This window comes from Myroides albus (genome assembly GCF_009711045.1).
Lineage (GTDB): Bacteria > Bacteroidota > Bacteroidia > Flavobacteriales > Flavobacteriaceae > Flavobacterium > Flavobacterium album_A.
The window spans coordinates 44,724-69,261 of the sequence record NZ_WMJX01000005.1; the positions used below are offsets into that span (position 1 = coordinate 44,724).

Annotated in this window: 22 protein-coding genes; 13 read left to right on the forward strand and 9 right to left on the reverse strand. The window is 34.6% G+C overall.

Going from position 1 to position 24,538, the window contains the following annotated elements; genetic code table 11:
* Positions 1 to 25: 25 nt before the first annotated feature.
* Together GJV76_RS03875 and GJV76_RS03880 are read right to left on the reverse strand one after the other, a co-directional pair.
* On the reverse strand, positions 26 to 940 hold the full coding sequence (locus GJV76_RS03875; protein WP_155091328.1) for a helix-turn-helix domain-containing protein: 915 nt from the start codon (positions 938 to 940) through the stop codon (positions 26 to 28).
* Between the two features lie 44 nt (positions 941 to 984).
* Complete coding sequence (locus GJV76_RS03880; RefSeq protein ID WP_155091329.1) at positions 985 to 2,373, reverse strand: phosphatase PAP2 family protein; 1,389 nt, start codon at positions 2,371 to 2,373, stop codon at positions 985 to 987.
* A gap of 229 nt (positions 2,374 to 2,602) precedes the next feature.
* Here GJV76_RS03880 and GJV76_RS03885 point away from each other — a divergent pair, with 229 nt between their 5' ends.
* Complete coding sequence (locus GJV76_RS03885) at positions 2,603 to 2,782, forward strand: hypothetical protein (RefSeq protein ID WP_160339120.1); 180 nt, start codon at positions 2,603 to 2,605, stop codon at positions 2,780 to 2,782.
* Between the two features lie 37 nt (positions 2,783 to 2,819).
* On the opposite strand, the gene GJV76_RS03890 is transcribed toward GJV76_RS03885, so the two are convergent.
* Entirely contained in the window at positions 2,820 to 3,878 is a 1,059-nt protein-coding gene (locus tag GJV76_RS03890) for a 3-oxoacyl-ACP synthase III family protein (protein ID WP_155091331.1), read from the reverse strand.
* Between the two features lie 132 nt (positions 3,879 to 4,010).
* On the reverse strand, positions 4,011 to 5,054 hold the full coding sequence (locus GJV76_RS03895) for an alpha/beta hydrolase (protein ID WP_155091332.1): 1,044 nt from the start codon (positions 5,052 to 5,054) through the stop codon (positions 4,011 to 4,013).
* 880 nt (positions 5,055 to 5,934) lie between these two features.
* Here GJV76_RS03895 and GJV76_RS03900 point away from each other — a divergent pair.
* The 3 genes from GJV76_RS03900 (at position 5,935) to GJV76_RS03910 (ending at position 10,962) form a co-directional block, all read left to right on the forward strand.
* The gene (locus tag GJV76_RS03900; RefSeq protein WP_230381495.1) at positions 5,935 to 9,402 is read left to right on the forward strand and encodes an AAA domain-containing protein; all 3,468 of its coding nucleotides are present in this window, start codon (positions 5,935 to 5,937) and stop codon (positions 9,400 to 9,402) included.
* A gap of 292 nt (positions 9,403 to 9,694) precedes the next feature.
* Positions 9,695 to 10,405 (forward strand): hypothetical protein, encoded by a 711-nt coding sequence (locus GJV76_RS03905; protein ID WP_155091333.1) that lies wholly within the window; start codon positions 9,695 to 9,697, stop codon positions 10,403 to 10,405.
* A 68-nt stretch (positions 10,406 to 10,473) separates the two neighbouring features.
* Positions 10,474 to 10,962, forward strand: a complete 489-nt coding sequence (locus GJV76_RS03910; protein ID WP_155091334.1) for a hypothetical protein — start codon at positions 10,474 to 10,476, stop codon at positions 10,960 to 10,962.
* 240 nt (positions 10,963 to 11,202) lie between these two features.
* Here GJV76_RS03910 and gcvP read toward each other — a convergent pair whose 3' ends face one another.
* On the reverse strand, positions 11,203 to 14,052 hold the full coding sequence (gene gcvP, locus GJV76_RS03915) for an aminomethyl-transferring glycine dehydrogenase (protein WP_155091335.1): 2,850 nt from the start codon (positions 14,050 to 14,052) through the stop codon (positions 11,203 to 11,205).
* Between the two features lie 123 nt (positions 14,053 to 14,175).
* Here gcvP and GJV76_RS03920 point away from each other — a divergent pair, with 123 nt between their 5' ends.
* Positions 14,176 to 15,006: a UbiA prenyltransferase family protein gene (locus GJV76_RS03920; protein WP_155091336.1), complete on the forward strand. Its 831-nt coding sequence runs from the start codon at positions 14,176 to 14,178 to the stop codon at positions 15,004 to 15,006.
* 23 nt (positions 15,007 to 15,029) lie between these two features.
* Here GJV76_RS03920 and GJV76_RS03925 read toward each other — a convergent pair whose 3' ends face one another.
* Complete coding sequence (locus GJV76_RS03925; protein ID WP_006259555.1) at positions 15,030 to 15,239, reverse strand: helix-turn-helix domain-containing protein; 210 nt, start codon at positions 15,237 to 15,239, stop codon at positions 15,030 to 15,032.
* Between the two features lie 10 nt (positions 15,240 to 15,249).
* Positions 15,250 to 15,876: a DUF2975 domain-containing protein gene (locus GJV76_RS03930; protein WP_155091337.1), complete on the reverse strand. Its 627-nt coding sequence runs from the start codon at positions 15,874 to 15,876 to the stop codon at positions 15,250 to 15,252.
* A gap of 293 nt (positions 15,877 to 16,169) precedes the next feature.
* Here GJV76_RS03930 and GJV76_RS03935 point away from each other — a divergent pair, with 293 nt between their 5' ends.
* Complete coding sequence (locus GJV76_RS03935) at positions 16,170 to 17,561, forward strand: leucyl aminopeptidase family protein (protein WP_155091338.1); 1,392 nt, start codon at positions 16,170 to 16,172, stop codon at positions 17,559 to 17,561.
* A 52-nt stretch (positions 17,562 to 17,613) separates the two neighbouring features.
* Here GJV76_RS03935 and GJV76_RS03940 read toward each other — a convergent pair whose 3' ends face one another.
* Entirely contained in the window at positions 17,614 to 18,462 is an 849-nt protein-coding gene (locus tag GJV76_RS03940) for an RHS repeat protein (RefSeq protein ID WP_160340088.1), read from the reverse strand.
* A 166-nt stretch (positions 18,463 to 18,628) separates the two neighbouring features.
* On the opposite strand from GJV76_RS03940, the gene GJV76_RS03945 reads away from it, so the two are divergent.
* From GJV76_RS03945 to GJV76_RS03960, 4 genes are all read left to right on the forward strand, one after another.
* Positions 18,629 to 19,141 (forward strand): GNAT family N-acetyltransferase, encoded by a 513-nt coding sequence (locus tag GJV76_RS03945; RefSeq protein WP_155091340.1) that lies wholly within the window; start codon positions 18,629 to 18,631, stop codon positions 19,139 to 19,141.
* Positions 19,142 to 19,305: 164 nt separating this feature from the next.
* Positions 19,306 to 19,854, forward strand: a complete 549-nt coding sequence (locus GJV76_RS03950) for a HugZ family pyridoxamine 5'-phosphate oxidase (protein WP_155091341.1) — start codon at positions 19,306 to 19,308, stop codon at positions 19,852 to 19,854.
* A 106-nt stretch (positions 19,855 to 19,960) separates the two neighbouring features.
* Entirely contained in the window at positions 19,961 to 20,275 is a 315-nt protein-coding gene (locus GJV76_RS03955) for a hypothetical protein (RefSeq protein WP_155091342.1), read from the forward strand.
* Positions 20,276 to 20,774: 499 nt separating this feature from the next.
* Positions 20,775 to 21,128 carry a hypothetical protein gene (locus GJV76_RS03960; RefSeq protein ID WP_155091343.1) on the forward strand — a complete coding sequence of 118 codons (354 nt, stop codon included), beginning with the start codon at positions 20,775 to 20,777 and terminating at the stop codon, positions 21,126 to 21,128.
* A 109-nt stretch (positions 21,129 to 21,237) separates the two neighbouring features.
* Here GJV76_RS03960 and GJV76_RS03965 read toward each other — a convergent pair whose 3' ends face one another.
* Positions 21,238 to 22,140 (reverse strand): DMT family transporter, encoded by a 903-nt coding sequence (locus GJV76_RS03965; RefSeq protein WP_155091344.1) that lies wholly within the window; start codon positions 22,138 to 22,140, stop codon positions 21,238 to 21,240.
* 231 nt (positions 22,141 to 22,371) lie between these two features.
* On the opposite strand from GJV76_RS03965, the gene GJV76_RS03970 reads away from it, so the two are divergent.
* From GJV76_RS03970 to GJV76_RS03980, 3 genes are read left to right on the forward strand one after another with little or no spacing between them, the layout of a single operon-like run.
* A complete protein-coding gene (locus GJV76_RS03970) occupies positions 22,372 to 23,073 on the forward strand; it encodes a hypothetical protein (RefSeq protein ID WP_230381496.1) in 702 nt (233 codons plus the stop codon).
* 23 nt (positions 23,074 to 23,096) lie between these two features.
* On the forward strand, positions 23,097 to 23,786 hold the full coding sequence (locus GJV76_RS03975; RefSeq protein ID WP_196216215.1) for a hypothetical protein: 690 nt from the start codon (positions 23,097 to 23,099) through the stop codon (positions 23,784 to 23,786).
* On the forward strand, positions 23,779 to 24,441 hold the full coding sequence (locus GJV76_RS03980) for a hypothetical protein (protein ID WP_155091346.1): 663 nt from the start codon (positions 23,779 to 23,781) through the stop codon (positions 24,439 to 24,441). Before GJV76_RS03975 ends, GJV76_RS03980 begins: the two co-directional genes overlap by 8 nt.
* The last annotated feature ends 97 nt before the right edge of the window (positions 24,442 to 24,538 follow it).

The window sequence follows — 24,538 nt, forward strand, 5'->3', positions numbered from 1 at the left end:
GGATAATTACGAAAATCAAAGATTGTTAGAGGGTGTTCTTAAATTGCAAGGGGGTTATTGAGGCGTATTTTTTAAAGAAGTTATTAAAATGGGTAGGGTGATCGAAGCCGAGTGTATAACCTATTTCTGCTATGTCCCAGGTTGTGTGTTTAAGAAGGTTTTTTGCTTCCTCGAATACTCTGTTTTTGATTACTTGGGTAGTTGTATTTCCTGTGTTTTTTTTGACGATTGCATTTAAGTGATTTACATGTACGTTCAGTAGTTGAGCAAAGTCTTTGGGTGTTTTCAACAACAGAGGATAAGCAGGAGAATCTAAAGGAAACTGATTATCTAAGGCATTGTCAAACAAACGGTATAGTCTATCGGCAGGAGATTGCTCTTGTATGTGAATATCTTCTGCTTTTAACTGTAGGGCTTTGTGCAAGACAATAGCTACTAAGTTTCGTATGATTTCGTACTTTAAAGGGTAAGAGCTTTGTGCCATTTCATACATCTGCATAAAGTAGTTATTAAGGCTTTCTACTTCTGCGTCAGCTAAGAATATAAACGGCTTGCTCCATTCCTTGAATAAGGATGTTTTTTTAAATAGTTCAAGAGACGCATCTGAGTGAAAGAATTCCTTGTTGAATAAACAGAAGTATCCCTCTTGGTTTTCTGAGCATGATTCCCATTCATAAGGTATTGTTGGACAAGGAAGGAATAGAGTAGGTTTGTCTATCACTAAGGTGTGTTTACCATATTTGAACTTCCCTTGTCCAATAATTAAACAGATTTTAAAAAAGTCTCTCCTGTTGTAGGGAGTGCTGAAGTGACAATGTTTACGCGTATTTATATTAAAGTGAGACTGTCCATCTTGATAGTTGTTGATATCAAAACCGTAGTTTTTGCCTGTGATAGTATATTTGTAATAATCCTTTATGGTTTCTAAATCTTTACTCATATCATTCCTAAATTCAAGTGTGTAAAGTTACTAAAATCAAATATTTAAAAATAGGCTGTTAATCTAAATCCTAAACTCATATAGTTAAATGGTTGATGAAAAGTATTGATCTGAGAATCACCTTCTTCTAATATTGATTTGTTGATTGTATATTTCATTTTCGCTTGGCTGTGATTAAAGTCAGAATATAGAGTTACACCTAAATTATCTGTTATATTGTAAGTCAGAGCCATACCAGCAGTAAATTGGAATGTGTCAGCTGGTTTGTATGATGCAATTTGCAGTTGTCCATTCTCCAAGTCTGGAATATCGATATCAGATGAACGTACTTTTAAAGAGATGTTTCCATCTGCTCCTGTGCTATATCCTCCTAAAGCCTTAAGCATAAGGTTCCACTTTTCTCCGAAGTGAAAAGCATAGTAAGGCCCCACAGAGAAGGTTAGGTTACCCATTGATTCAGATAGTACTTTTGCATCAATTTGATGATTCTCTGGTGCGCTTAGTTTTTCTTCGGAAAAGGGAAAACTCGCTACCATTATTTGCCCTCCGATTCCCCAATGCCTATTGAAGAAATAAGCACCTTCCAATCCTGCTTCCCATCCCATTTTGGCAAGTGATTCATTATCTTCTGTTTCTACTAAGCTGGCTAAGCCACTTGTGTAACCTACTTTAATGGATAAGAAAGAGGGGTTTTCATTACCTTCATATTTAGAGAGTAAGCTCAAGTTGTCGCCTTTGTTTCCATAAATTTTATCTACAAAAAAGTAAGCTAATTGGGTAGATAATATACCAATACCTGCGCCCGCTAATACATCTGGTGCCCAGTGGCGATTGTTTAGGCTTCTTCCTACTCCTGTCATCGTCGCTATTCCATATCCTCCTATAGCATACGCAGGATTGACAAGACCATATTCTTTGTCTAAAAATGCTGCATTGGCAAATGCCATGGCTGTATGACCTGATGGAAATGAGTTTTTCGTGGATCCATCTGGTCGTTCAACTTTGGCTGTATATTTAATACCATTTACAAGAATAGCCATTATAGCCATACTTGTAGCATAGGATATTGTAGTTCTTTTTATGTTATTTCTTCCTTGTACGCCAGCTGCCTTTAGTCCAAAAGTTGCAGCTGCTGGTACGTACTGGAAATAATCGTCATATTTGTATTTGAAAGTTGGAATATAGCGATTTCTTATTTCGCGTATATCTTCTTTGCTGTGCCAAGTTGCAGCTGAAGCTCCAAAGAATACGGTAGGTACTAAGGCAATTTTAGTTACCTCACGATCCCAGAAGTTTTTGTTGTTGGCTACTGACAGATTTAATTTCTCCGCAGTTAATTCTTTTACAAGATCTTTATCTGATTGTTTTATATGTTGTGCGAACGATTTTGTTCCCAATAAGATTATAACGAATAGATAACACTGAATCTTCATATTGCTTTTTTTGTGCAAATGTAGTTGGATATTTGTTTTTTAAATGATTGTTTTACAGTGTTTTATATAGATGGTTTTAGTGTTTTTTTAAATGCTTTTGTCTAAAACAAATGCCATTTAAGGTCTTGTGAAAAGCTAATAATTGGCATAATAATTGGTCTATAAGTAGCTAATAACTATACAATTCGTATAGTTGCATGGCTATTTATTAACTAAAGGTATATAAGTGATGGTAAGTAAGAGTTCTGTTAAGCGAAGTTTAGCCCTTGTTATCCTTGTCGTTATTATTATCCTGATCTTGGACTTGTTTGACGTGTTCAAGAAGTATAAGTTTAGCATTAGTATTTTCTGCTATATAGTATTGTTGATTGCGATTGGTTACTATATCTATAAGATGAAGAAGAAATAAAAAAGGTCTATGAACAATTTCATAGACCTTTTGATTTTTATAGTTGATAAACAAATGCGTTTATATTCATACCTGCACCTACTGATGCAAATAGTAATATATCTCCTTTTTCAAGTTGATGATGATCAATTTGTTTATTAATAATCATATCATATAGGGTTGGGAGAGTAGCGACACTACTATTGCCTAATTTGTGAATATTCATAGGCATGACATATTCAGGCATCTCCATATTGTATAATTCAAAAAAGCGCTTAACGATGGCTTCATCCATTTTCTCATTGGCTTGGTGAATCATCACTTTCTTAATTTTCGATATCGGCACCCCACTTTTGTCCATACAGGCTTTCATAGCCAGTGGTACACAAGTAAGAGCAAATTCGTATATCTTTCGCCCGTACATTTTGATGTATTTTGTATCAGGATCTAAGTCAGGATGATATGATTTGCCGTAGTGTATAAAGAAAGCTTCTTCTAATGTGTAGCTTGCACTGTTTACTGCAAGAATACCACCTTCTTCAGTTTTACTTTCAAATATTGTCGCTCCAGCACCATCAGCGTAAATCATTGAATCTCTATCGTGTAAGTCTATTGTGCGAGACAATGTCTCCGCTCCAATAATCAAACAGCGTTTGGCTAAACCGGATTGCATCATGGCATAAGCATTAATCACTCCTTGTAACCATCCCGGACAACCAAACAGCATATCGTAGGCAATACAGTTGGGGTTTTTGATTTTTAAATTGTGTTTGACACGCGATGCTAAACTTGGGACATTGTCCGATTGTATTGTACCGTGTTTAATATCACCAAAGTTGTGCGCAAAAATAATTTGATCTATCGTCTCAGGGTCGATGTGAGCATTTTCGATTGCTTTTTGTGCTGCAATGGTTCCTATATCAGAAGTGGTTAGATTGTTTTCAACATATCTGCGTTCTTCTATTCCCGTAATCATTTGTAGCTTCTTAGCTATTCTCTGATTGTTGTCGTTGAATGGCTTACCGCTCTCATCTCTAAAGTCAAATTGGTCAAAATCATTATTGGTGATTACTTGAGTTGGGATGTAGCAGCCTGAGCCAATAATTTTTATATTCATAATTATAGGAGGTTGTTTTTGTTTCTTATCCGTAAACTTAGCGTAATTATCATATAATGACAAGATAATAGTTATTTTATTTAGAAGTTGATGAGGTTTTTATATGCAGAGCAAGAAGTTGTGAAAATGTGTTTATTTTTGATGTAATTTGTCTCTATATTGTTCAAAGTACTTTACTGTGTCTTGCTCATCCATCTTTTTGTAGTAGTCAATGATGTAGTTTAAGTAAGCTTCATTAGGCTTAAATTCAAAGTGCATTTTTTGGCTAAAGCTTTTGTAGTTTTCTTCGACTAATTTTGGGTTCTCTTTTATTTGCTTGAAATTTATACCAAATCCTTCAAAGATATATCTAAGTCCGTCTAAGTTTCCTTTTAAGGGAATGCTTCCGTGATCCTCTCCTTCGTATTGAACGTATTTATAACTTAAATTTTTTAGTTTCGTCTTAGTCATATACTGGTTGTATTCTTGAATACTTGAGTAATGTTCTTTTTGTCCACCTTTATTTTGAGATTCGTCTACTTGTGTCACAAAGAGTTTTCTATTTTTAAAATCTTTGGTTGGGTTCAACTCATATTGCTTTAACATATACTGCCCATCCCACCAGATACTTGGGTCATGTACGATATAGGCATGAAACATATCGGTGTAGTTTAACAAGTTGTTAAGTGCAGTAATTCCTCCAAAGGAATGTCCAATTAGTACGTTATAGCCCATAGTTCTATAATTCTCATTGATGTAAGGCATCAATTCTTTTTCTATAAAGCTAAAGAAGTTCGCATTACCGCCGCTTTCTCCCTTGATTTTACTCTTTTGAGCCTCTGTCATATTTTCTTCTTTTCGCGTACTCGGGGTAAGATCTCTCGTGCGATTAGTATTTACAATACCTACGACAATCATTTCAGGAATACTTGGATAAGGGTACTTCGAAAGTTTTTCGACATAAGCAGTTAAATAGTTGAAGTTTGATTCACCGTCAAGTAGGTAAATCACGGGATATTGTTGAGGTGTAATGGTTGTGTCTGTATAACTTTTAGGCAAGTAAATTTGTATTTCTCTGTCTTCGTTAAGTTGCTTAGAGTTTAGTTTATACATTTTGCCAATTGCAATGTCATTTTGTGCTTTTGCAGCTATTGTACTTAAAGAAAGTACTGCTAATAATAATAGTTTTCGAAACATAATAAGTGGTTTTATCCTTGCAAATATAATTGTTTAAAACAATTCTAAATAACAAAATGAGATTAAATAGCCGTTTTTGTCTCTCTACTCTTTCTGTAAACTGGCATAATGTGGTTTTTAAGACAGCTATATTTTGTCACAATTATGCACACTACTTTTTAGTTGATTATTGTCGTTTAAGTATAGAGCAGAAGTTCCGTTTCTCTTGATGAGTAGAATATCTGTTTTTTATTGTAATTGTTTTAGTTCCAAAAGGTGGAATCGCTAAAGTCATCCTCTGATTTAGTCAGTCGCAGTTTCCTTTTAGGGATTTCCTATGAGGAATACTTTAAAAAAAAGAAGGATGTTTTTTTATAGAATTGTAGTTTTATATCACTGTTTTTTTAGAAAAACAGGTGTTTTGTCTTGTTTTTGTTTCTTTAATAGCTGCTTTTGTTGTCTTTTATTTCTTAAAAGCAAAAAAAAGGGTTTTTTTTTTATTGTATTATTTGGTGTAATGTACTGTTTTTTAGGTAATTAATGTTGTTGTTGGTAAATATGTTGATTTGAAATAAGGCTCTTATCCTTAGTAAATAGGCGGGTTGCAGCGAGATCGTAGGACACTTCTGGGACAATAGTAGGACAATAACGCGAAAAATAGGGCTTTTGCCCATTCATTGTCCTATTATTAATGGTTGATGGATTTATTATATTTTATACACCTCTGAAGGTATATGGATGTAGGTTTGTCGTATTACTGGTTGATTAACTGTGTTTTTTAGGATGCAATTGTCTTTCTGCTTTGGGTTCTCTATTGGCAGTATTGCTTTTTGTTTTTTAAATCACTTTGTATACTGTGTAAGTACAGTATATACTCTTATTTTTGTGATATAATTACGCGATGATGAAACTTAGGAACTCTACTGACTTTTTCTTTTCTTCTCTGTGTGAAATCGCACAGAAAGTCGAAGGCACTTCCATACGATTGAATTACCTTCGATTAAAAGGGCTTTTAGATAAGGTTACCAAAGAGATTGTAAGAGATGAGAAGATTGTTTTTTCCAATTTGTTTAGTCGACTGGCTTTTATTTGTAGTAAGTATAAAGTATCCACGGTAATTCACGAATTTAGAATTGTTTCGAATGAGATTTACCGCTATGATGAAAGGGATTTAGAATCTTGGTTTATTACATATTGGAAGGATGTTAACTTGTTTTTATCTCAAGTAAGCGGTGTACCAGTACCTTATGTAAATACTTGCTTTTTCTCCGAAGTCGATTGTAGGAAAGCAAGTGCGACTAAGTATTTTGATAGCTATTTGGAACGGGTAAAGGTGTCGTTGGTCAATAGAGATGACAATTTTATTTATTGTCTTAGATTGGATATCAACGAAGTCATAAAGGTAAAAGTTCACGATGGAGAAATGAGTACACCATTTACTTCTCTGCCTCACTTTCCATTGCAATCCTTACTCTATTTAGTACATATTCACATCGATAGCAATGATGTTTATTATCCTTCTGTGATCGTTTTAGAGCCTGATTATCTTATAGATGTATCTGCAATAGCGGAGTGTAATCAAGATTTTGGATTATCTCCTTTACTTTTCTTGAAATCAAAGATGGATGCGATTCCCAATACCAAGCACCTATTGATCGGTAACTTTGCTAACTTGGTAATGGATGAGGTTGTGAATAATTTTTACAATCAAGGAGTGAACTTTGATTCTCTATTTCAAAAGCACTTTGAGAATTATCCATTTGAACATTTGTTTTGTAGGGATATTCAATCAGTGGAGCATTTTAGGGAATATCAAGAGGCTTGCCAAATGCACTTTAGACACATATCTAAGGTAGTTCAGGAAGACTTTACCTACTATGGTTTACGCGATATTGATAATATTGCTCTGGAACCTTCATTTTTGAATAATGTATTTGGGTTACAGGGTCGTTTGGATCTGTTCTACGATAATCCCAATAACGATCGGTCTGCTGTCATTATTGAACTCAAATCAGGAAGTACTGCATATCCTGACTACGGTACAAATATTAAGGATAATCACAATACACAGTTATTTTTATACTACTTGATGATTAGTGAATCATTGGGGATTTCGTTTAAGAATATTGCCAATCAACAATATATTAAGGGGTATATTCTATATAGTAAGGTTAGTTCTAACAATCTTCGTTCTGACCATATTAATTTAGAAAGAGTACAGGAGATTTGCGAACTTAGAAATCGCATTATCTTGAATGAGAAGATGATACAGAGTGGAGATCTCAATAAGGTAAGCGCGGTATTTCGCGGTTTAAACGTAGAGTCTATTGTAAACAAACCGACTAATGACAAGTTTAAGAATATTTTAGAAAAGCAATACAAAGCATTTGTAGAGCCGATCTATGGGGCAACGATTTTACAACAAGCTTATTTTTACAGTTTTTACAGTTTTGTAGCTCGCGAACAAAACCACAGCAAATTAGGAGATGGTCGTAGAGAAGGGGTTTATTCTCTTGCAAGTCTTTGGAATCAAACATTTCATGAGAAAGAAGATGCATATAGTATTTTTTATGATTTAGTTATTAGTCAGAACGAAGTGGATACTGATCAAAAAAAGATAGTCTTTAAAAGACCTCTTATTGGCGATGGTTTTGCCAGTTTTAGGGTTGGCGATTCTTGTGTTTTATATCCATTTGAGAGCACTGAGGATACAGCTGTAAAGCACCGTATTTTTAAAGTCGTGATTAAGAGTATTACACAAGAGAGTATTGAAGTTGCACTGAGATATAGGCAGAATAATAAAGCTTATTTCAACCGATATCAAAAATGGGCATTAGAAAAAGACTTTATGGACTCTGGCTTTAATAGTATGTATCGCAGTCTATACGAGTTTATGAAAGGCAGTTCACATAAGAAAGACCTTTTATTAGGGGTAGAAAAACCTAAGCAAAAAACTCCTTATGCTTTTCACAAAGACTATCTGTCTGTAGAGCAAAACAGGATTCTCACAAATATTCTTTCTTGTGATGATTACTTTATTCTGAATGGGCCTCCGGGAACAGGAAAGACCTCTCATATTATCAAAGAGTTAATCAAGGAGCTTTACCAAAATTCTCGTGTAAATATCTTGGTGTTATCTTATACAAATCGGGCGGTCGATGAGTTGTCATCTGCCGTATGCGAGGCATTGTCTGATTATGATGTAGAATACCCCTTTATTCGCATAGGAAGTGAACATTCTTGTGAGGTTGATTATCACAAGTATTTGCTTAAAAATACGATTGCTATGAAAAAGGAAGCTCTGGAACTTCAAGGCAAAACATTTTCGCGAAAAAGTTTGATGCATTTGGTTCAAGCGCAACGTGTTTTCTTGTCAACTGTAGCTACTATCAATAATCAGTCAGACTTGCTGGCCATGAAGAAGTTTGATATGATCATTATTGACGAGGCATCACAAATATTAGAACCTCAAATAGTGGGGATTTTGGCTAATTGCAAGCGATTTGTTATGATTGGGGATCACAAGCAATTGCCTGCTATTGTTTTGCAAAATGATGAATTAGCAAAGACTAATAACACTATGCTTGAAGGCATAGGTCTGTACACGCATAGCAATTCCCTGTTTGAACGCCTGTATAATTATTGTGTGAAAGAGCGATTAGATTATGCTTGTGACACGCTTACTTTTCAAGGACGTATGCACAAGTCTATTGCTGAGTTTCCCAATGAGGTATTTTATGACGGTATTTTGAAAGAGGCTTTTGAGTTGAGTAATTTGTCACAAGAGGCCAAAGGGTACTTGGCAAGACAAGTCAGAATGATGGACTTCAAACCCTGTAGTGCAAATGCGTTAGATCAATTATTAGCTTCTAAGCGAATGCTATTTTTAGACGTAGAAGATCAAGCAGGTCAAAGTTTTGCTAAAGCCAATGAATTAGAGGCTGATTTGGTGGTCGAGGTGATTAAGCGGCTAATCTCCTTATATGATGTTAATCAACGACCTCTTGATGTCATCAAGCAAATTGGCGTTATTGCACCTTTTAAGAATCAAATAGCACTTATTAGATCAAAGTTGGAATCTCTGAATATCGCTAATAGCAACGAACTGATAGTCGATACAGTGGAGCGTTTTCAAGGAGGTCAAAAGGATATTATTATCTACTCGCTGACAGTAAGTGACCCTTATCAACTGGAGAGTTTGGTGAATCTCAATGAGGAGCAATCTGTTGATAGGAAACTAAACGTAGCTCTGACTCGTGCCAAAGAACAGATGATTATCGTGGGTAATAGTAAAGTGGTTAGTGAAGATCCCATATATATGCAATTAATTGAGTATCTAATTTCTAATTCAAGTTATCAACAATTGTAAACAAATGATGTTTATAAGTGTTGATAAGATAGGGATAAGATGTTGATAAGTATAAGTGTATTTGTTTATAAAGTTCTTAATTAATTGAAATTTAGTATTATATGAGTTTTTTAGTTATTAACATATTAGAAAGGCTATGTTGATAACTAAAAGTAGCGGTTGTCTATTCTTTGTAAGTCATTCACAATTAAAGCTCATTATTTGATTGTCATATTTATTTAGCGTTACAATATTTTATATTGTGAATGTTTTTTGTAGTTAAAACATTGAATTGATAAATAAATGAGAGATTATGAATGAAAAAATTGATTTTGTTTGGCATGAGGCTGCAAATAGGTGTGCTATTTGCAAAGCTGAATTAGCCAAAAACGAAACAGAGAACTCTACTACTAATGCGTCAGGAGTCATTTTAGAATATAATACTCATTTAGAAGTAACTGAAGATATAAGTTCTGACGAACCTGATATGGTACTTCTTTGTCAATCTGACTATGACTATGTCAGAAGAAACTCAGATACTTTTGACCGGGATATTCTCGATATCTTAAAGCGAAAACACGAGTTGTGGGTGTATAATTTTTTATATAGTAAGAAAGAGCAGGGAATTAATGGAATTTACTTCGATGAAATTGTTTCAGTGGATCGGTTGTTAAGTCTTTTAGATCAAGCAGAAGGTTACTTTTTGGATTCTAATCTTCAGAGAAGTAGTATCAACAACGTAGTCTGCCGAAAGCTGTTTAAGGCAATAAATGAGTATGAAACGACAGATAAAGAAATAGCTCTTGAGAAGAGAGAAAATGTTTTAAATGCTTTTAATATATTGGTTAAGAAATGGGTTAGAGTTTTTGGAAAAGTTGTTTTGCAGGATGTTTATCAAAAGGCAAGTAGTGATTATCGAACGCTGAGTATTTGTTTTATAGTAGTCTTGAATAAGAATACATCTCTAAATCACTTTAATGGAAAGAAACTGATCTATCATATACCAAGTGGCTTGGCATTTTAATTAGATCATTTTTTTTAATGCGTTTTTATTTTTCCAATGTAAGTTTGCGGAAATTTAAAAAGGATAGGATGAGAAAGTATTTTATTTTATTTCTCGTGAGTAGCTTGTTTATGGTTAGTTGCGACAATCGCGAATCTGATTTAGGTTACAATGTATCGGTTTGGAATACGGTAGTGACTAAAGTTAATGATGTTGTAGGTATTGAGCAGAGCATTGTGAGCCTGGATGGATATTCGATGTTTAGTCAAAGGGGAGAATCTGCTCAGGAGTACATAAGGGAAGCTATTGAGGAGTATGCTAAGATGGATGTCAAGGAAGACGTTGTACCAATGAGAGAGGCTTTGATTTCGTATATGAAAGAATGCGATAAATTATTGGATATTTACTTATCGTTAAGTAAACAGTCAGTAGATAAGGTTCTCACAGAGGAGGTAGTTGAGGAAAGCTATTTACACATCGAAAGTGTATTTATGGAAATGGAGAAGCTGTCAGAGCAAGTAACTTTGGAACAAAAAGCCTTCGCTAAAAAACATTATATTACAAGATATGTATTGTAGTAAGTATTGTGTTTAACCCCAAATCCGCATTCGCTAAATACTGCAAAGTAATTCGACTTTGCAATTCCACTATTAGCTATTGTAGCATACTATAGTATATGTGTATTGTTAATTCTGACCTATTCAGTATCATTTAATAGCTTCTCTATCTAATGCGTATTTTGGGTAAAATACAAGTGATTGCAATACAAAAAAGGCTGTCCTCAAGGACAGCCTTTTCCATTTATAATTATTCAGATATTAGTTTTCTAAATAAGCTTCGATAGGAGCACAAGAACAAATTAAGTTTCTGTCACCGTAAGCATCGTCAATACGACGTACAGTAGGCCATAATTTGTTTTCAGCTACATAAGGAAGTGGGTAAGCCGCTTTCTGTCTTGAGTATGGAAGATCCCAGTTATCAGCAGTTAATAATGCTAATGTGTGAGGAGCATTCTTAAGCTCGTTCACAGGGTTTTCGATAGTTGCATTCTCAATCTCTTGACGGATAGAAGCCATAGCATCACAGAATCTATCAAGTTCTTCTTTGCTCTCACTTTCAGTTGGCTCGATCATTAATGTACCAGCTACTGGGAAAGATACTGTAGGAGCGTGGAAACCGTAGTCGATAAGACGTTTAGCGATATCTGTTACCTCGATACCTTTTTCTTTAAACTCACGTACGTCTACGATCATCTCATGTGCAGCACGTCCTTTCTCACCTGTATAAAGGATAGAATAATGCTCCTCTAAACGAGATTTCATGTAGTTAGCATTTAAGATAGCTTGTTGTGTTACTTTCTTCAGTCCTTCAGTTCCTAACATAGCGATGTAACCGTAAGAAATTAAACACACTAATGCAGATCCATAAGGAGCAGCAGAGATAGCAGTGATTCCTTTCTCTCCACCTACCTTAACGATAGGGTTAGTAGGTAAGAATGGTACTAAGTGCTCAGCCACACAGATAGGTCCTACACCAGGCCCACCACCTCCGTGAGGAATAGCGAAAGTCTTGTGTAAGTTTAAGTGACATACATCAGCCCCGATATTAGCAGGGTTAGTGATTGCCACCTGTGCATTCATATTAGCACCATCCATATATACTTGTCCTCCGTTATCGTGGATGATTTGAGTAATCTCCATGATAGCAGACTCATATACACCATGTGTAGATGGGTAAGTCACCATAAGACAAGATAAGTTATCTTTATATTGTTCAGCTTTAGCTTTTAAGTCAGCCACGTCGATATTCCCTTCAGGTGTAGTTTTAGTCACGACTACTTTCATACCAGCCATAGCAGCAGAAGCAGGGTTAGTACCGTGTGCAGAAGCAGGAATAAGTGCGATATCGCGTTGGAAGTCACCTCTTGAGTGGTGGTATGCACGGATAGCCATAAGACCAGCGTACTCTCCTTGAGCTCCAGAGTTTGGTTGTAATGTAGTACCAGCAAAACCAGTAATCACATTTAACTTCTCTTCTAATCCGTGTAGCATCTCTAAGTATCCTTGTGCTTGATCAGCAGGTACGAATGGATGAACGTTGTTCCACTGTGCATTACTCAATGGTAACATCTCAGCAGCAGCATTCAATTTCATTGTACAAGACCCTAAAGAAATCATAGAGTGGTTAAGCGCTAAGTCTTTACGCTCTAATTTTTTGATATAACGCATTAACTCAGTCTCAGAGTGGTAGCTGTTAAATACAGCGTGCTCTAAGAACTTAGAAGTACGTTTTAGTTTATCTTGGTATTTAATTTCAGTGCTTAATGCAGTTACTTCTGTAGCTGTCTTACCAGTAGCTTGAGCGAATACATTAACAATAGCATTGATATCAGCTAATTCTACAGTCTCGTTTAATGAAATAGAGATAGTGTTAGCATCGATATAGTTAAAGTTAATAGAATTAGCTTCAGCGATAGGTTTTACTTTAGCAGCATCCGCTTTCACTAAGATTGTATCAAAGAAGTTAGCATTAAGTTGTTCAATACCTAATTTACCTAATTCAGTAGCTACAGTTACTGCTTTTGCATGGATTAAAGAAGCGATGTTAGTCAATCCTTTAGGTCCGTGGTAAACAGCGTAGAAACTAGCCATAACAGCTAATAATACTTGAGCAGTACAGATATTAGATGTAGCCTTCTCACGTTTGATATGTTGTTCACGAGTTTGTAAAGCCATACGCAGTGCGAAGTTGTCATCAGCATCTTTAGATACTCCGATGATACGACCTGGCATGCTGCGCTTATATTCTTCTTTAGTAGCGAAGAAAGCAGCGTGAGGACCTCCGAATCCTAATGGAATACCAAAACGTTGAGTAGTACCTACTACTACGTCAGCACCCATTTCTCCTGGAGGAGTTAATAATACTAAAGACATGATATCAGCAGCTACAGCTACTTTAATGTCTTTTGCTTTTGCTTGGTTTATAAAGTCAGCATAGTCAGCTACGATACCGTGTTTACCAGGGTATTGTAAGATAGCACCGAAGAATTCTTCTGAGAAGTCAAACTCTTCGTGGTTACCTACTACTAACTCTACACCAAATGGAGTAGCACGAGTCTGTAATACTGATAAAGTCTGTGGTAAGATTTCTTCAGAAACGAAGAATTTCACTACGTTATTTTTCTTTTGATCTCTTGTTCTTACGTCGAATAATAAGATCATAGCTTCAGCAGCTGCAGTTGATTCATCTAATAGAGAAGCATTTGCAATCTCCATACCAGAAAGCTCGATAACAGTAGTTTGGAAGTTTAATAAAGCTTCTAAACGACCTTGAGCTACTTCAGCTTGGTAAGGAGTATAAGCTGTATACCATCCTGGGTTTTCAAATACGTTACGGATAATAGCAGCAGGAACTACTGCCTCATTATATCCTAAACCAATGAAAGAACGGAATATTTTATTTTTGTTTCCTAATGCTTGAATGTGAGATAAGTACTCATACTCAGTCATTGCAGGGGCAAGGTTTAAATCTTCTTTAAGACGAATAGCGTCTGGGAAAGTTTCGTTGATTAATTGTTCGATGCTATCAGCTTTCACTGTTTTAAGCATCTCTGCGATATCCTCAGGACGAGGACCAATGTGTCTTAGAGCAAATGCGTTTGTTTTCATTTGGACAATAAATAAAAGTTGTGTTTAATCACACAAAAATAACCATTAATCTGACAATTGTGTCTTTATATCAATTAATTTTGAAAAGTGTATAAGCATAACAGTAGAAGACTGATAAATAATATGGATTTGTTAAAAAATAGAATAGTTGCTCTTTATTTAAACGGAAGTATTCACGTTTCCTTAGCAGTATTTGCTTTGGCACAAATGACATTTTATTTCTGTCACCTTCCATTTGATGCAGTTGTGTCTGTATTGGCTTTTACAGGAACATTGTTTTCGTACAACTTCATTAAATATGCTGAGGTAATCTATAGGCATAAAACTCCATTTACGCTTCGGTTAAAGGTCATTATTGGGATAAGTATTATTGCGTTGCTGATAGGGACTATGGCTTTCTTTATGTTGAAATGGAAGGCACAGTTGGTCACTTTGAGCTTATTGGTGTTGTCAGTTTTATATGCTATACCTATTAGTAGTAATCGAAGTAATCTGCGCAACCTGGCAGGGCTTAAAGTATATATCGTCTGTCTGTGTTGGGCTACTGTAACGCTTATAGTACCGGTGATGAATGCGGATATACCGGTCAGTTGGGATATTGTAGTTAAGTTTATACAGCGTTTTATCTTAGTGTTTATTCTAATCGGGATATTCGAAGTTGTTGACTTACAATACGACGACAAGTATTTAAAGACCTTACCTCAGATGCTTGGAATAGCTAATACCAAGTGGTTGTTGGGATTGTTATTAATTCCTTTTTATGTTATCGAATTTTTTAAGGTAGGGTATCAACCTATACAAGCGTGGAATAACTTATTGATTGTTCTTCTTACGCTGTTCTTTATTTATTATGCATCTCCTAAGCGCACCAAATTCTTTACGCTATTTTGGGTAGAGAGTGTGCCTATTGTTTGGTGGTTAATTGTTGTAGTTCAGGGAAATGCCAGTTTATAAGAATAAGAAAGACCAAGCAGTGCTCAGTCTTCATTTACATATTCTAGTATATCAGCTGGTTGACAATCTAACTCTTTACAGATTGCCTCCAATGTACTAAAGCGTATGGCTTTTGCCTTATTGGTCTTGAGTATGGATAGATTACTCACAGTGATACCTACACGCTCAGCCAACTCATTAAGCGATATCTTTCGCTTAGCCATCATGACATCAAGGTTTACTATTATTGGCATATCGTGGGGGTTATATGGTTAGATCTGCATCTTCTTTTAGACGCAAATGTTGTTTCAATACTTCTACAATCATCAACAAAATTAAGGGAATAAAGAATAATGTGATGTCGTATGCTGTAGTTTTAACAAGTGTTAAGTTATAGAAACTGGCAATACTCTGTTGTTCAAGTTGAGTGAAGTACACGATAGTGTTCCCTATTATAGCGAATGTAATTTGTATATAGGCTAAGAATTTTAGACGTCCTATTTGATCAGCATCTACAATAGTTCCCTTGTATAAATTCTTAAAGAATTTGAATAAAACAATTAATAGCATAGGTATTATAAAGAGACTTATTAGACCTAATAATCCCAATAAAAAGCTTGTCATTGTTGATTTTGTTTCAGAAACTTCAAATGTGATAGTTTCTTCTACAGTTGTCACTTGTGCCGTGATTGATTGGCTGTTTTCTTTACTAACTAACGTTTTGTTTAAATTAGGTGTTTTATCTGATTTCACCACTATAGTGGCATAGTCTTTTCCTTCTTTAAATGCATTATTTCCTTCCTTTAATCCTTCTGTAAAATCTTTGAAGTGAGAGGTAAATGAAAAAATATAGGCAATTAAGAAAAGTACAGTAAGTAGTTTTAGTTTCATAGTATTGATTTTTTAAAATACGATATCAATTACCCATTCACAAAACGCTACTAAAAGTGTCACCCAATAGAATAATAATTTAATCATAGTAGTTTATTTGTTTGGTTTTACAATGCTTCAAAAGTAATAGTTTTTTTTTATAAAACAAGAATAATTTATTGTTATTCGATAAATAGTTATCTTTAAACGTAAAATATATCTATTAGAATATTTATGGATTAGATTAGAGTTTTGCGGAAAGCTCTTTTTTAGTTGTGTCTAAAAATGTATCTTTGTTGTAAATTATAAAAAGGATGATAAAATTAATTAACGAGCTAAAAACAAATAGTAATATTGTTTTTGTTATTGGAAAAGAAACGATTGATACTACAAATTTTCCTGTAGTAATTTTTGATTTTGCAAAAGAGTTTCAAGCAAGCGATAAAGAGGAGGACTTTGCAAAGATTGGTGGTCAGTATTTCTTCTTTGTCAAAGAAAATGAGAACTTAGAAAAGATGCGTTTGGCAGGTTTTAACGTTCGCAAACAGCTTGACAAGAAAGCTAATAATATCACAGTGGTAGGTAATGGCACTGGGACGTTGGCAGTGGTAGAAGGATTAGCTTTATCAAATTATCAATTCTTAAAGTACTTTAAAGAAGCAGCTGAAATGAAGTATGCCTTAGAAACAATTGAGGTTAAAGGGCAGTTTTCAGTTAAGGAAATAGAAGATCTTCAAAACACGATAAAAGCAGTTTATTGGGCTCGTACAATGGTAAATGAACCAGTAAACTTTTTGAATGCTACACAGTTGGCAACTGAAATAGAAGTTTTAGGTAAAGAAGCGGGATTCAGTGTGAAAGTTATGGAGCGCAAAGAAATCGAAGACCTAAAGATGGGTGGTTTATTGGCAGTTAATAGAGGTTCTGTAGAGCAACCTACTTTTACGATTATGGAATATAAGCCTGCTAAACCAGTAAACGCTAAACCGATAGTTTTAGTTGGAAAAGGTGTGGTATATGATACAGGGGGATTGAGTTTGAAACCAACAGCAGGATCAATGGATTCTATGAAGAGTGATATGGGAGGAGCTGCTTGTATGGCAGGTACTATCTATGCTGCTGCTTTGAACAAATTGGACGTACACGTGATTGGGTTAATTCCAGCTACTGATAACCGTCCAGGAGGAGATGCTTATGCACCAGGAGATGTGATCACGATGTACGATGGAACAACAATCGAGGTGTTGAATACAGATGCTGAAGGACGTATGATTTTAGCAGATGCTATTGCTTATGCGACTAAGTATGATCCACAAGTGATTATTGATGCAGCTACACTTACTGGAGCAGCATTAGTAGTGGCTGGAGATACGGCATCTTGTATTATGGGTAACGATGAGCAGATTATCGATGCTATCATCGCTTCAGGATACAATGTACACGAGCGTTTAGCTAAGTTACCTTTCTGGGATGACTATAAAGACTTGTTGAAATCTAACGTAGCAGATATGAAGAATATCGGTGGACGTTTTGCTGGTACTATCACAGCAGGTAAGTTCTTAGAACACTTCGCAAAAGCACCTTATGTACATATCGATATCGCTGGTCCAGCATGGATGGATGCACCAAGAGATTACAAAGGTAATGGTGGTACAGGAAGTGGAGTACGTACTCTAGTTGACTTCTTGACTAACTACAAAGGATAATATCTGATTAGGATATAAAGTAAAAGGCGTTCGAAAGAACGCCTTTTTTTGTTTATTTTTTCACAAGAACTTTAATTGTTTTGTAAGTGTATTTTATCTCCGATACTTTACCTCTATTATTTACTGTGCTTATTACAGTCGAAGTTTCTAGATAATCATCCTTATCATATGTGTTTTGATGAGTAAACTTATCATTGTAAGTTTGGTCTGAAGGCTTATAATCAAAGGTAGTTCCTGTTACGTTGTGAGGACTACGAATTAAAAACTGCTCTTCAGTTTCAAAAAATTCTATTGAATAGGCTTGATCGCTTATATTCATATTAGTATAAGGGGATTTTTTGTCGTCATAAGTGATAAGTTCTATTATTCCATTACTATTAACTTCAATAAGATTTCCTCTATCGTCATATTTGTAAGTCGTTTCTTGATCAGTTTTGTCTGTGGAATTTTTTGTTCGAATTAGCTGTCCTTTTGGATTGTAATAGAATGAGTATAATGATTTATTTCCTTCAGTTTCATTTGTAATTGCATCTGCTTTAACTATTCTATTATTTTCATAAATGTACTGTAAATCCCAATATTCGTATTTTTTATCAGTAGTGTAGGTTTCTAATGTCATAGCAAAAGGGAGATTATTCTCATATGTGTATGTAAGTATTTCTTTTTCTACTTCATTTTTTCCATCAAAGGATTTAGTGATTTCCTCTGTATTATTAACAGTACCATCTTCATTGTAAAAGAATGTAATAGTGATATCTTCAATGTGTTTTTCATTATCATATGAAGAGTATACGAAGTTGTCTATTACTTTTAATTCTTTGATCTCTATACCTGGATCTACTTCTTCTTTGCCTGGTTCTGTAATAGAATTGTCATCAGAGGAACAGTTTACCGCAAACATACCTACTAGGCATAGTGCTAGTATTCTTAAATTGTTTTTCATATTTAAATTTTTTAACAAAATTAACTAAAATATCCTTATTGTCAAAAGAAGGGTAAATTTTGTATCTATAAGCCGAGTTCAGTGTATTTATCATATTTTTGTCATCTTATAAAAAATTATAACAATGATTAACTTAGCAGAAACAACCACGTTTATACCTGTAGATAAAGATAATATACACTTAATTCTTCCTTTAGCAGAGAAGATATGGGAGGATACTTACCTTCATATTATCGGGCAAGAACAGATAGACTATATGCTACCGATGATGTATAGTGACGAGCGTATCTTAGGTGAACTAAAAGAAGGGTACCAATGGGAACTGTTAATGCAAGGGGATGAGTTATTAGGCTACACGAACTATAAGCTTATGGAGGACAATCGTGTGTTTCTTTCTAAGTTGTATACTAATGTGTATAAACAGGAAAAAGGCTTGGGGCATTTTATGTTTCAGCATGTAGTAGACTATGCTAAACGAGAGGGAGCTACTGCTGTATATCTTACAGTAAATAAAAATAACCAACGCGCTATAGATTTCTATATCCGCAATAATATGAAGTGTATAGAGTCTAAGACTTTTGATATCGGTTGTGGATATGTAATGGATGATTATATCTATCAGTTAGATTTATTATAACAAAAAAGGTTAGCCATTGGCTAACCTTTTTCTATTTTACCACTGTTTTATTTGTTTATCGAAAAGAGTTAAAAGGATCTACATGTGATAAAAGATTGTTGGTTTATTATTTTTATTTAGTTTAAATAATTTATTATCTTCGCTTGAAATTAAAACATTAAACTATGAGATCATCAACAATAAATCCTGATTTCGATCAACATAAAGTAAAGCCTAAAGCTCCTAAAATAGAAGAATTAGTAAACTCTGTAAAGTCAGTAATGCTTGCGACGATTAATGAGGATGGTACTCCTTTAGTAAGTACAGCTCCTTATTCAAGAGTTGGCAATGAATTTCAGGTTTTGGTTTCCTTCATGGCCAAACACACTAAGAACTTGAGAGATAGAAAAACGGTATCTATCATGTTCGTTGAAGATGAGAGTACATCTAAGCAGTTGTACGCTCGCCACCGTTTAACAATAGACTCAGAAGCAGTTTTAGTGGAAAAAACAAATCCTCTATATGATAAAGCTATTCAAGATCTTAGAACAAGACATGGTAAAGTAGTAGAAGTCCTTGATAATTTGGAAGACTTTATTATGTTTAATTTTAAGGTAATTAAAGGATCTTATGTGAATGGATTCGGTAGTGCATACTTCGTAGATGAGAATTTAGAAGTGATGGAGCACAGAAGAGGTGCTCATGGTCAACATAATATTGATGTGAAAAAATAGACAATATTTAGTTAGAATATAAAAGGTCTTTATGCGTCTTGTCATAAAGGCCTTTTTTTGTTTTGTCGTAAAATAATGTAGTTTTGAAGGAATTTAAAAAATAAGTATGTCATCAGAAAAAGTTCATATTCGCTGCTCTCATTGTGGAACGTTTAGTGTAAATGCGGAATACTGTACGCATTGTGGACAGGCGCTGAATATTGTAAAACAACGAGAGGAAAGGAGAAAAGATGACGAGAGGGACCGCATTGCTAAAGCCTTAGCGGAGGAGCCTTCTGCAATAGAAAAGTTTTTACTCAAGATGACTAAGCACCCCTGGTTTGTGATACGCGTATTTTTTAAATTGATATATGGGATATGGTTTGTTGTGATGGCTATTGCAATGTTCTTGGCTTGGTTAATCGGTATGATTGTAGCATGAGTGTATTAAAGAGTTGGTTTTTTATCTTGATAGTGCTTATTGGATCTAGTGTATATACTTTACAAAGAATTGGTGTCGTCCTACCAGTGTTTGTAAACAATTACTTGAATGATATACTTTCTATCCCTATTGTTTTATCAATTATTCTCATCGTCGTTAGATTGATTAGAGGCAACTCCTTTCAGTTGTCACTTTGGATGATTATTAGTGTAGTACTTTATTTTAGTTTTTATTTTGAATACTATATTCCCCAATTTAACCCTCGCTACACTGCAGATATTTTAGATGTAGGCTGTTATCTGTTAGGGGGAATTACTTTTTATTTTGCACAGCGTTATTGTATACCTACTTAAATTTATTTTGAGTGCTATTTCTGTTGATTGAAATAAAGAAAATAACAAGTGTATGAACAACAAAAAAAGAAATACCTTTAGCCTTGAAATTTTGACTAAGTCGAGTAGTCAATCTTAAAGTTTAATATCAATAGCTAAAGTGACGTATGATAAAAGTATTTTATACTGATTATTATGAGAATATTGCCGAAGAAAACCTTGAGTTATCTTTAGACGAATGTGTGGAAATATTCGAAGAAACAATTCATCTCGTGGATAATTTTGTTGGAATTCAAGTAGGAAAACACACCATGATGTTTCACCGTGATGAAGAACAAATTTTAGTTGAGGTGCTCAATCCTCCTACTTTGGTAAATCCACAGATGTATGCAAGCAAAGAACAATGTCTTACAATAATTCAAGAGATTTACGCTAAAGAGCAACTCTTTGTTTATCCTCAAATGAAGTTAGTTGATGTTAGAAAAGAGAGTCTAAACGATGTGTTAGAAAGAGGGGAGTAAATAGGGTTTTTATCTTTTCGCAAGGTAATACGCGATTTTAAATAAAAAAATGACAGTTAACAACTTTTATATCATGTAGATATAATTTGTTAACTGTCATTTTTGAATATTAAGCCTGTTGGTTTTTATTGCTTAAGATGACTAAAGTCACGGCTCCAAGAACGAAAAGTAGTCCAGTAGCAGACATCCAGTCGAAGTGCTCTGCGAAGAATAAGGTACCTACTAGTACAGCTACTACTGGTTCCATAGATCCTAAGATAGAGGTAACGGTGCTACCTGCGTGCTTCACTGCTAGTACTAGACATAAGTCAGAAATGAAGGTAGCGAATACTCCTAATAGGATAAGATTAATCCAATCACTCGTTAGTGTCACCGTCTGTATTCCTGTCGTGAAAAGACAGTAGAATAAGAAGATTAAACACCCCATTAACAATACATAGAAGGTCAATGAATCAAAGTTCATCTCTGATATTCTAGATTTATTTAAGCCTACGATATACAGTCCATAAGTGAATATTGTCAGGGCAGAGAGTACTAGACCTGTGATCAGTGAAGGTGAAGCCTCACCGTGTATACACATCATACCCACTCCCACTAGAGATAGAATAGATGCTACCAAGAGTGCGATAGACTTCTTCTCCTTATAGAACATAATCATGACTATACTGACGAATATTGGGTATAAGAAGTGTACAGTAGTGGCTAGTCCACTATCTATATACTCATACGCATCGACTAAGAATTTGGCTGTTGCGGCATACAATAACGCCAAGAAAAAGACGACTGCTAGATCTTTAATAGAAATTTTTAAGCTTGTTTTTTTGTACAAACATACTGCGCCCATAGTCACAGATGAAAATAAGAATCGATAAAATAGAATGGTCGGTATGCCTATAGCAACCACTCCTTCTGGTCGCAAGTTCGGCAGTATCAATGGTAAGGAGAACAAAGGCACCAAACCAAATGTACCCGAAGAAATCAATGCGAATAGAATTCCTTTAAGGTTTTTCATTGTTTTAAAAATCTTTTAATTAAAAATCTGCGCAAAGGTACATTTTCGAGACGGAGTATAAAAGTAGGTGGTATATTATTGTTAATCTCTTGTTTTACTTGGGATAGGACCGTTTATTTTGATAAGAGATTTGGTAGAGAAAAATTAAGATGATAACGTTTTTCGTAATAATTTTAGAATAAGATAATGAAGGAATAGCGTATCTTTAACATAAAATTCGATATGAGGAATATGTTGATATTGGCCTTTATACTTATTTCTGTCTCTTGTTTAGGGCAAATACCTACAGATTGGCAAGTGGATGGGGTAAAGGGAAAGGTGAAGAATATGGAAATAGTTATGAATGGGGTAGGTGAAAGTGCATACTTTAAAGAAGTAAATGTTTATAATGAAGAGGGGTATTATCTATCTAAAAAAATGTCAGTTTCTGATGATAAAGCACCTGATGTTACTATGTTTTTAAATATGATGGAGAACTATGAACCATATAAAGGTAATAAAAGAAGTACGACAAGCTTTTTAGGTGATAAAGTAGAGATAGCTAAGGGGACAGAAGAGTGGCAGTCAGATAGTGTTCGCCTTAATATTAGTAATGGCATTTCGTGGGGAGAAAGTAGTGAAGAAAAAGAAGTTTTGATTAACATAACTACTGAAACATTTAATGAAAAAGGACTTTTAGTAAAAAGTTTGTACGAAGATGAATTTAGAAGTTCAACCGATTTGCCAGGTAAAAGATTAGAGACAGTTAATACGTTCAATACAGAAGGATATTTAATTAGTTTTAGAGTAAATGATTTAAATAAAAATACATCTACAGAGTTGAAAGTGGTAAATGTAGAACTAGATATTAAGGGAAATGTAATAGTACAAAAGCATTACGAGGATGATGTATTAGTGCTTAATAAAACCTTCACCTACGAATATTACGATTAATAAAAAAGGCTAAAGTAAAGGAAATGAAAAAGTGTTTACTGTTTATGCTAGTGTTAGTACTAACGAGTTGTACTAAAGATACCATTACCCCTATACCTGATACGCAGTTAGAAGGGTTAAATGGAAAGGTGAAGAGTAGAGTGGCTAATAGTTTCGTTGCTTTATTAGGAGCAGCAAGTAAGCAAATCACTCTGTATGATGAGCAAGGATATAAGATATCAGAAGAGGTGCTCTTAGATGAGACTAAGACAGGAGAATATTCTTTATTGGCTAGAATGGAATATACATCTTATCAAGATAGTACTAGAATTAGTAAAACGTATGGGGCAGATCATAAGTTATATGATGTGACAACAACTAAGTGGCTTACTAGGGATGAGTATATGACAACGATAGATAATGAAGAAGAAAAAGGACAGATACATAAGGAGGTAGTAAAGACAGATGATAAGGGGAGACAATCCTATAAGGTAGTATTAAGAGAGTATATAGGTAAAAGTCAGGTGGATACTATATCTAGGAATATATTCGAGTATGATGAGAAGGGGTATAAAGTGTTGGAGAAATCAAGTTTTATGACTGAGTCTTATGGTAAGATTAAAGTAACTAATTTAACATTCGATAAGTATGCTAATGTAACAAGACAAAAAATATCTAGTGAGGACATAGATGCTAATTATGAATTAGAGTATACCTATGAATATTATGAATAAGATAGTAACGTTACTGTGTATAATGCTGTTTGCGTCTGCACAGGCACAACCACTCACGGATTGGCAGTTGATGAACCTGAAGGGTAAGGTCAAAAGACTTAAAGTACATACTTATACTGATAGATCAAATATTAAATGGGGTGATGATACAGATTATAACTTTGATGATAAGGGGTATATACAATCTGTAACAGCATATAGTATAGGTGAGAGTACGGGGCTAAAAATTATTAAAAAGAGTTTAGTCTATGGTGCCTATGAGAATCAAAAAAGAGAGATTAAAGGAATTAGCGGTTTTACCAATAGAGATTATCATGAAGTACAGGAATGGTTATACCCTACTGAGTATCGCAGTACTATTTATGCAGTTTTTCCATCGAATAATAATAAAACTATATTGGGCAGATGTGATGCTGAAGGTAGACTGATTTATGAAACGAATAAGACGCATGATATGGGTAGCGAAGAAATGTATGAATATAGTGAAGAAGGACAGCTCGTGTGTATAGTCATTACCACTGATGATTTATTCGTTCAGTATACTGAGGTAGCACAAGGAGCATTAGATGCTATGGGCAATCCTATGGAGACAGTCTATAATCACCGAGATGGTTTTATAACTACGATAACTTATACCTATGAATATTATGAATAAGATAATACCGCTTTTGTGTATACTGGTATGTATAGTTAACAGATATAAGCACAGTACCTATAGACTTACAATTATCAGGTATAAAAGATAAAGTAAA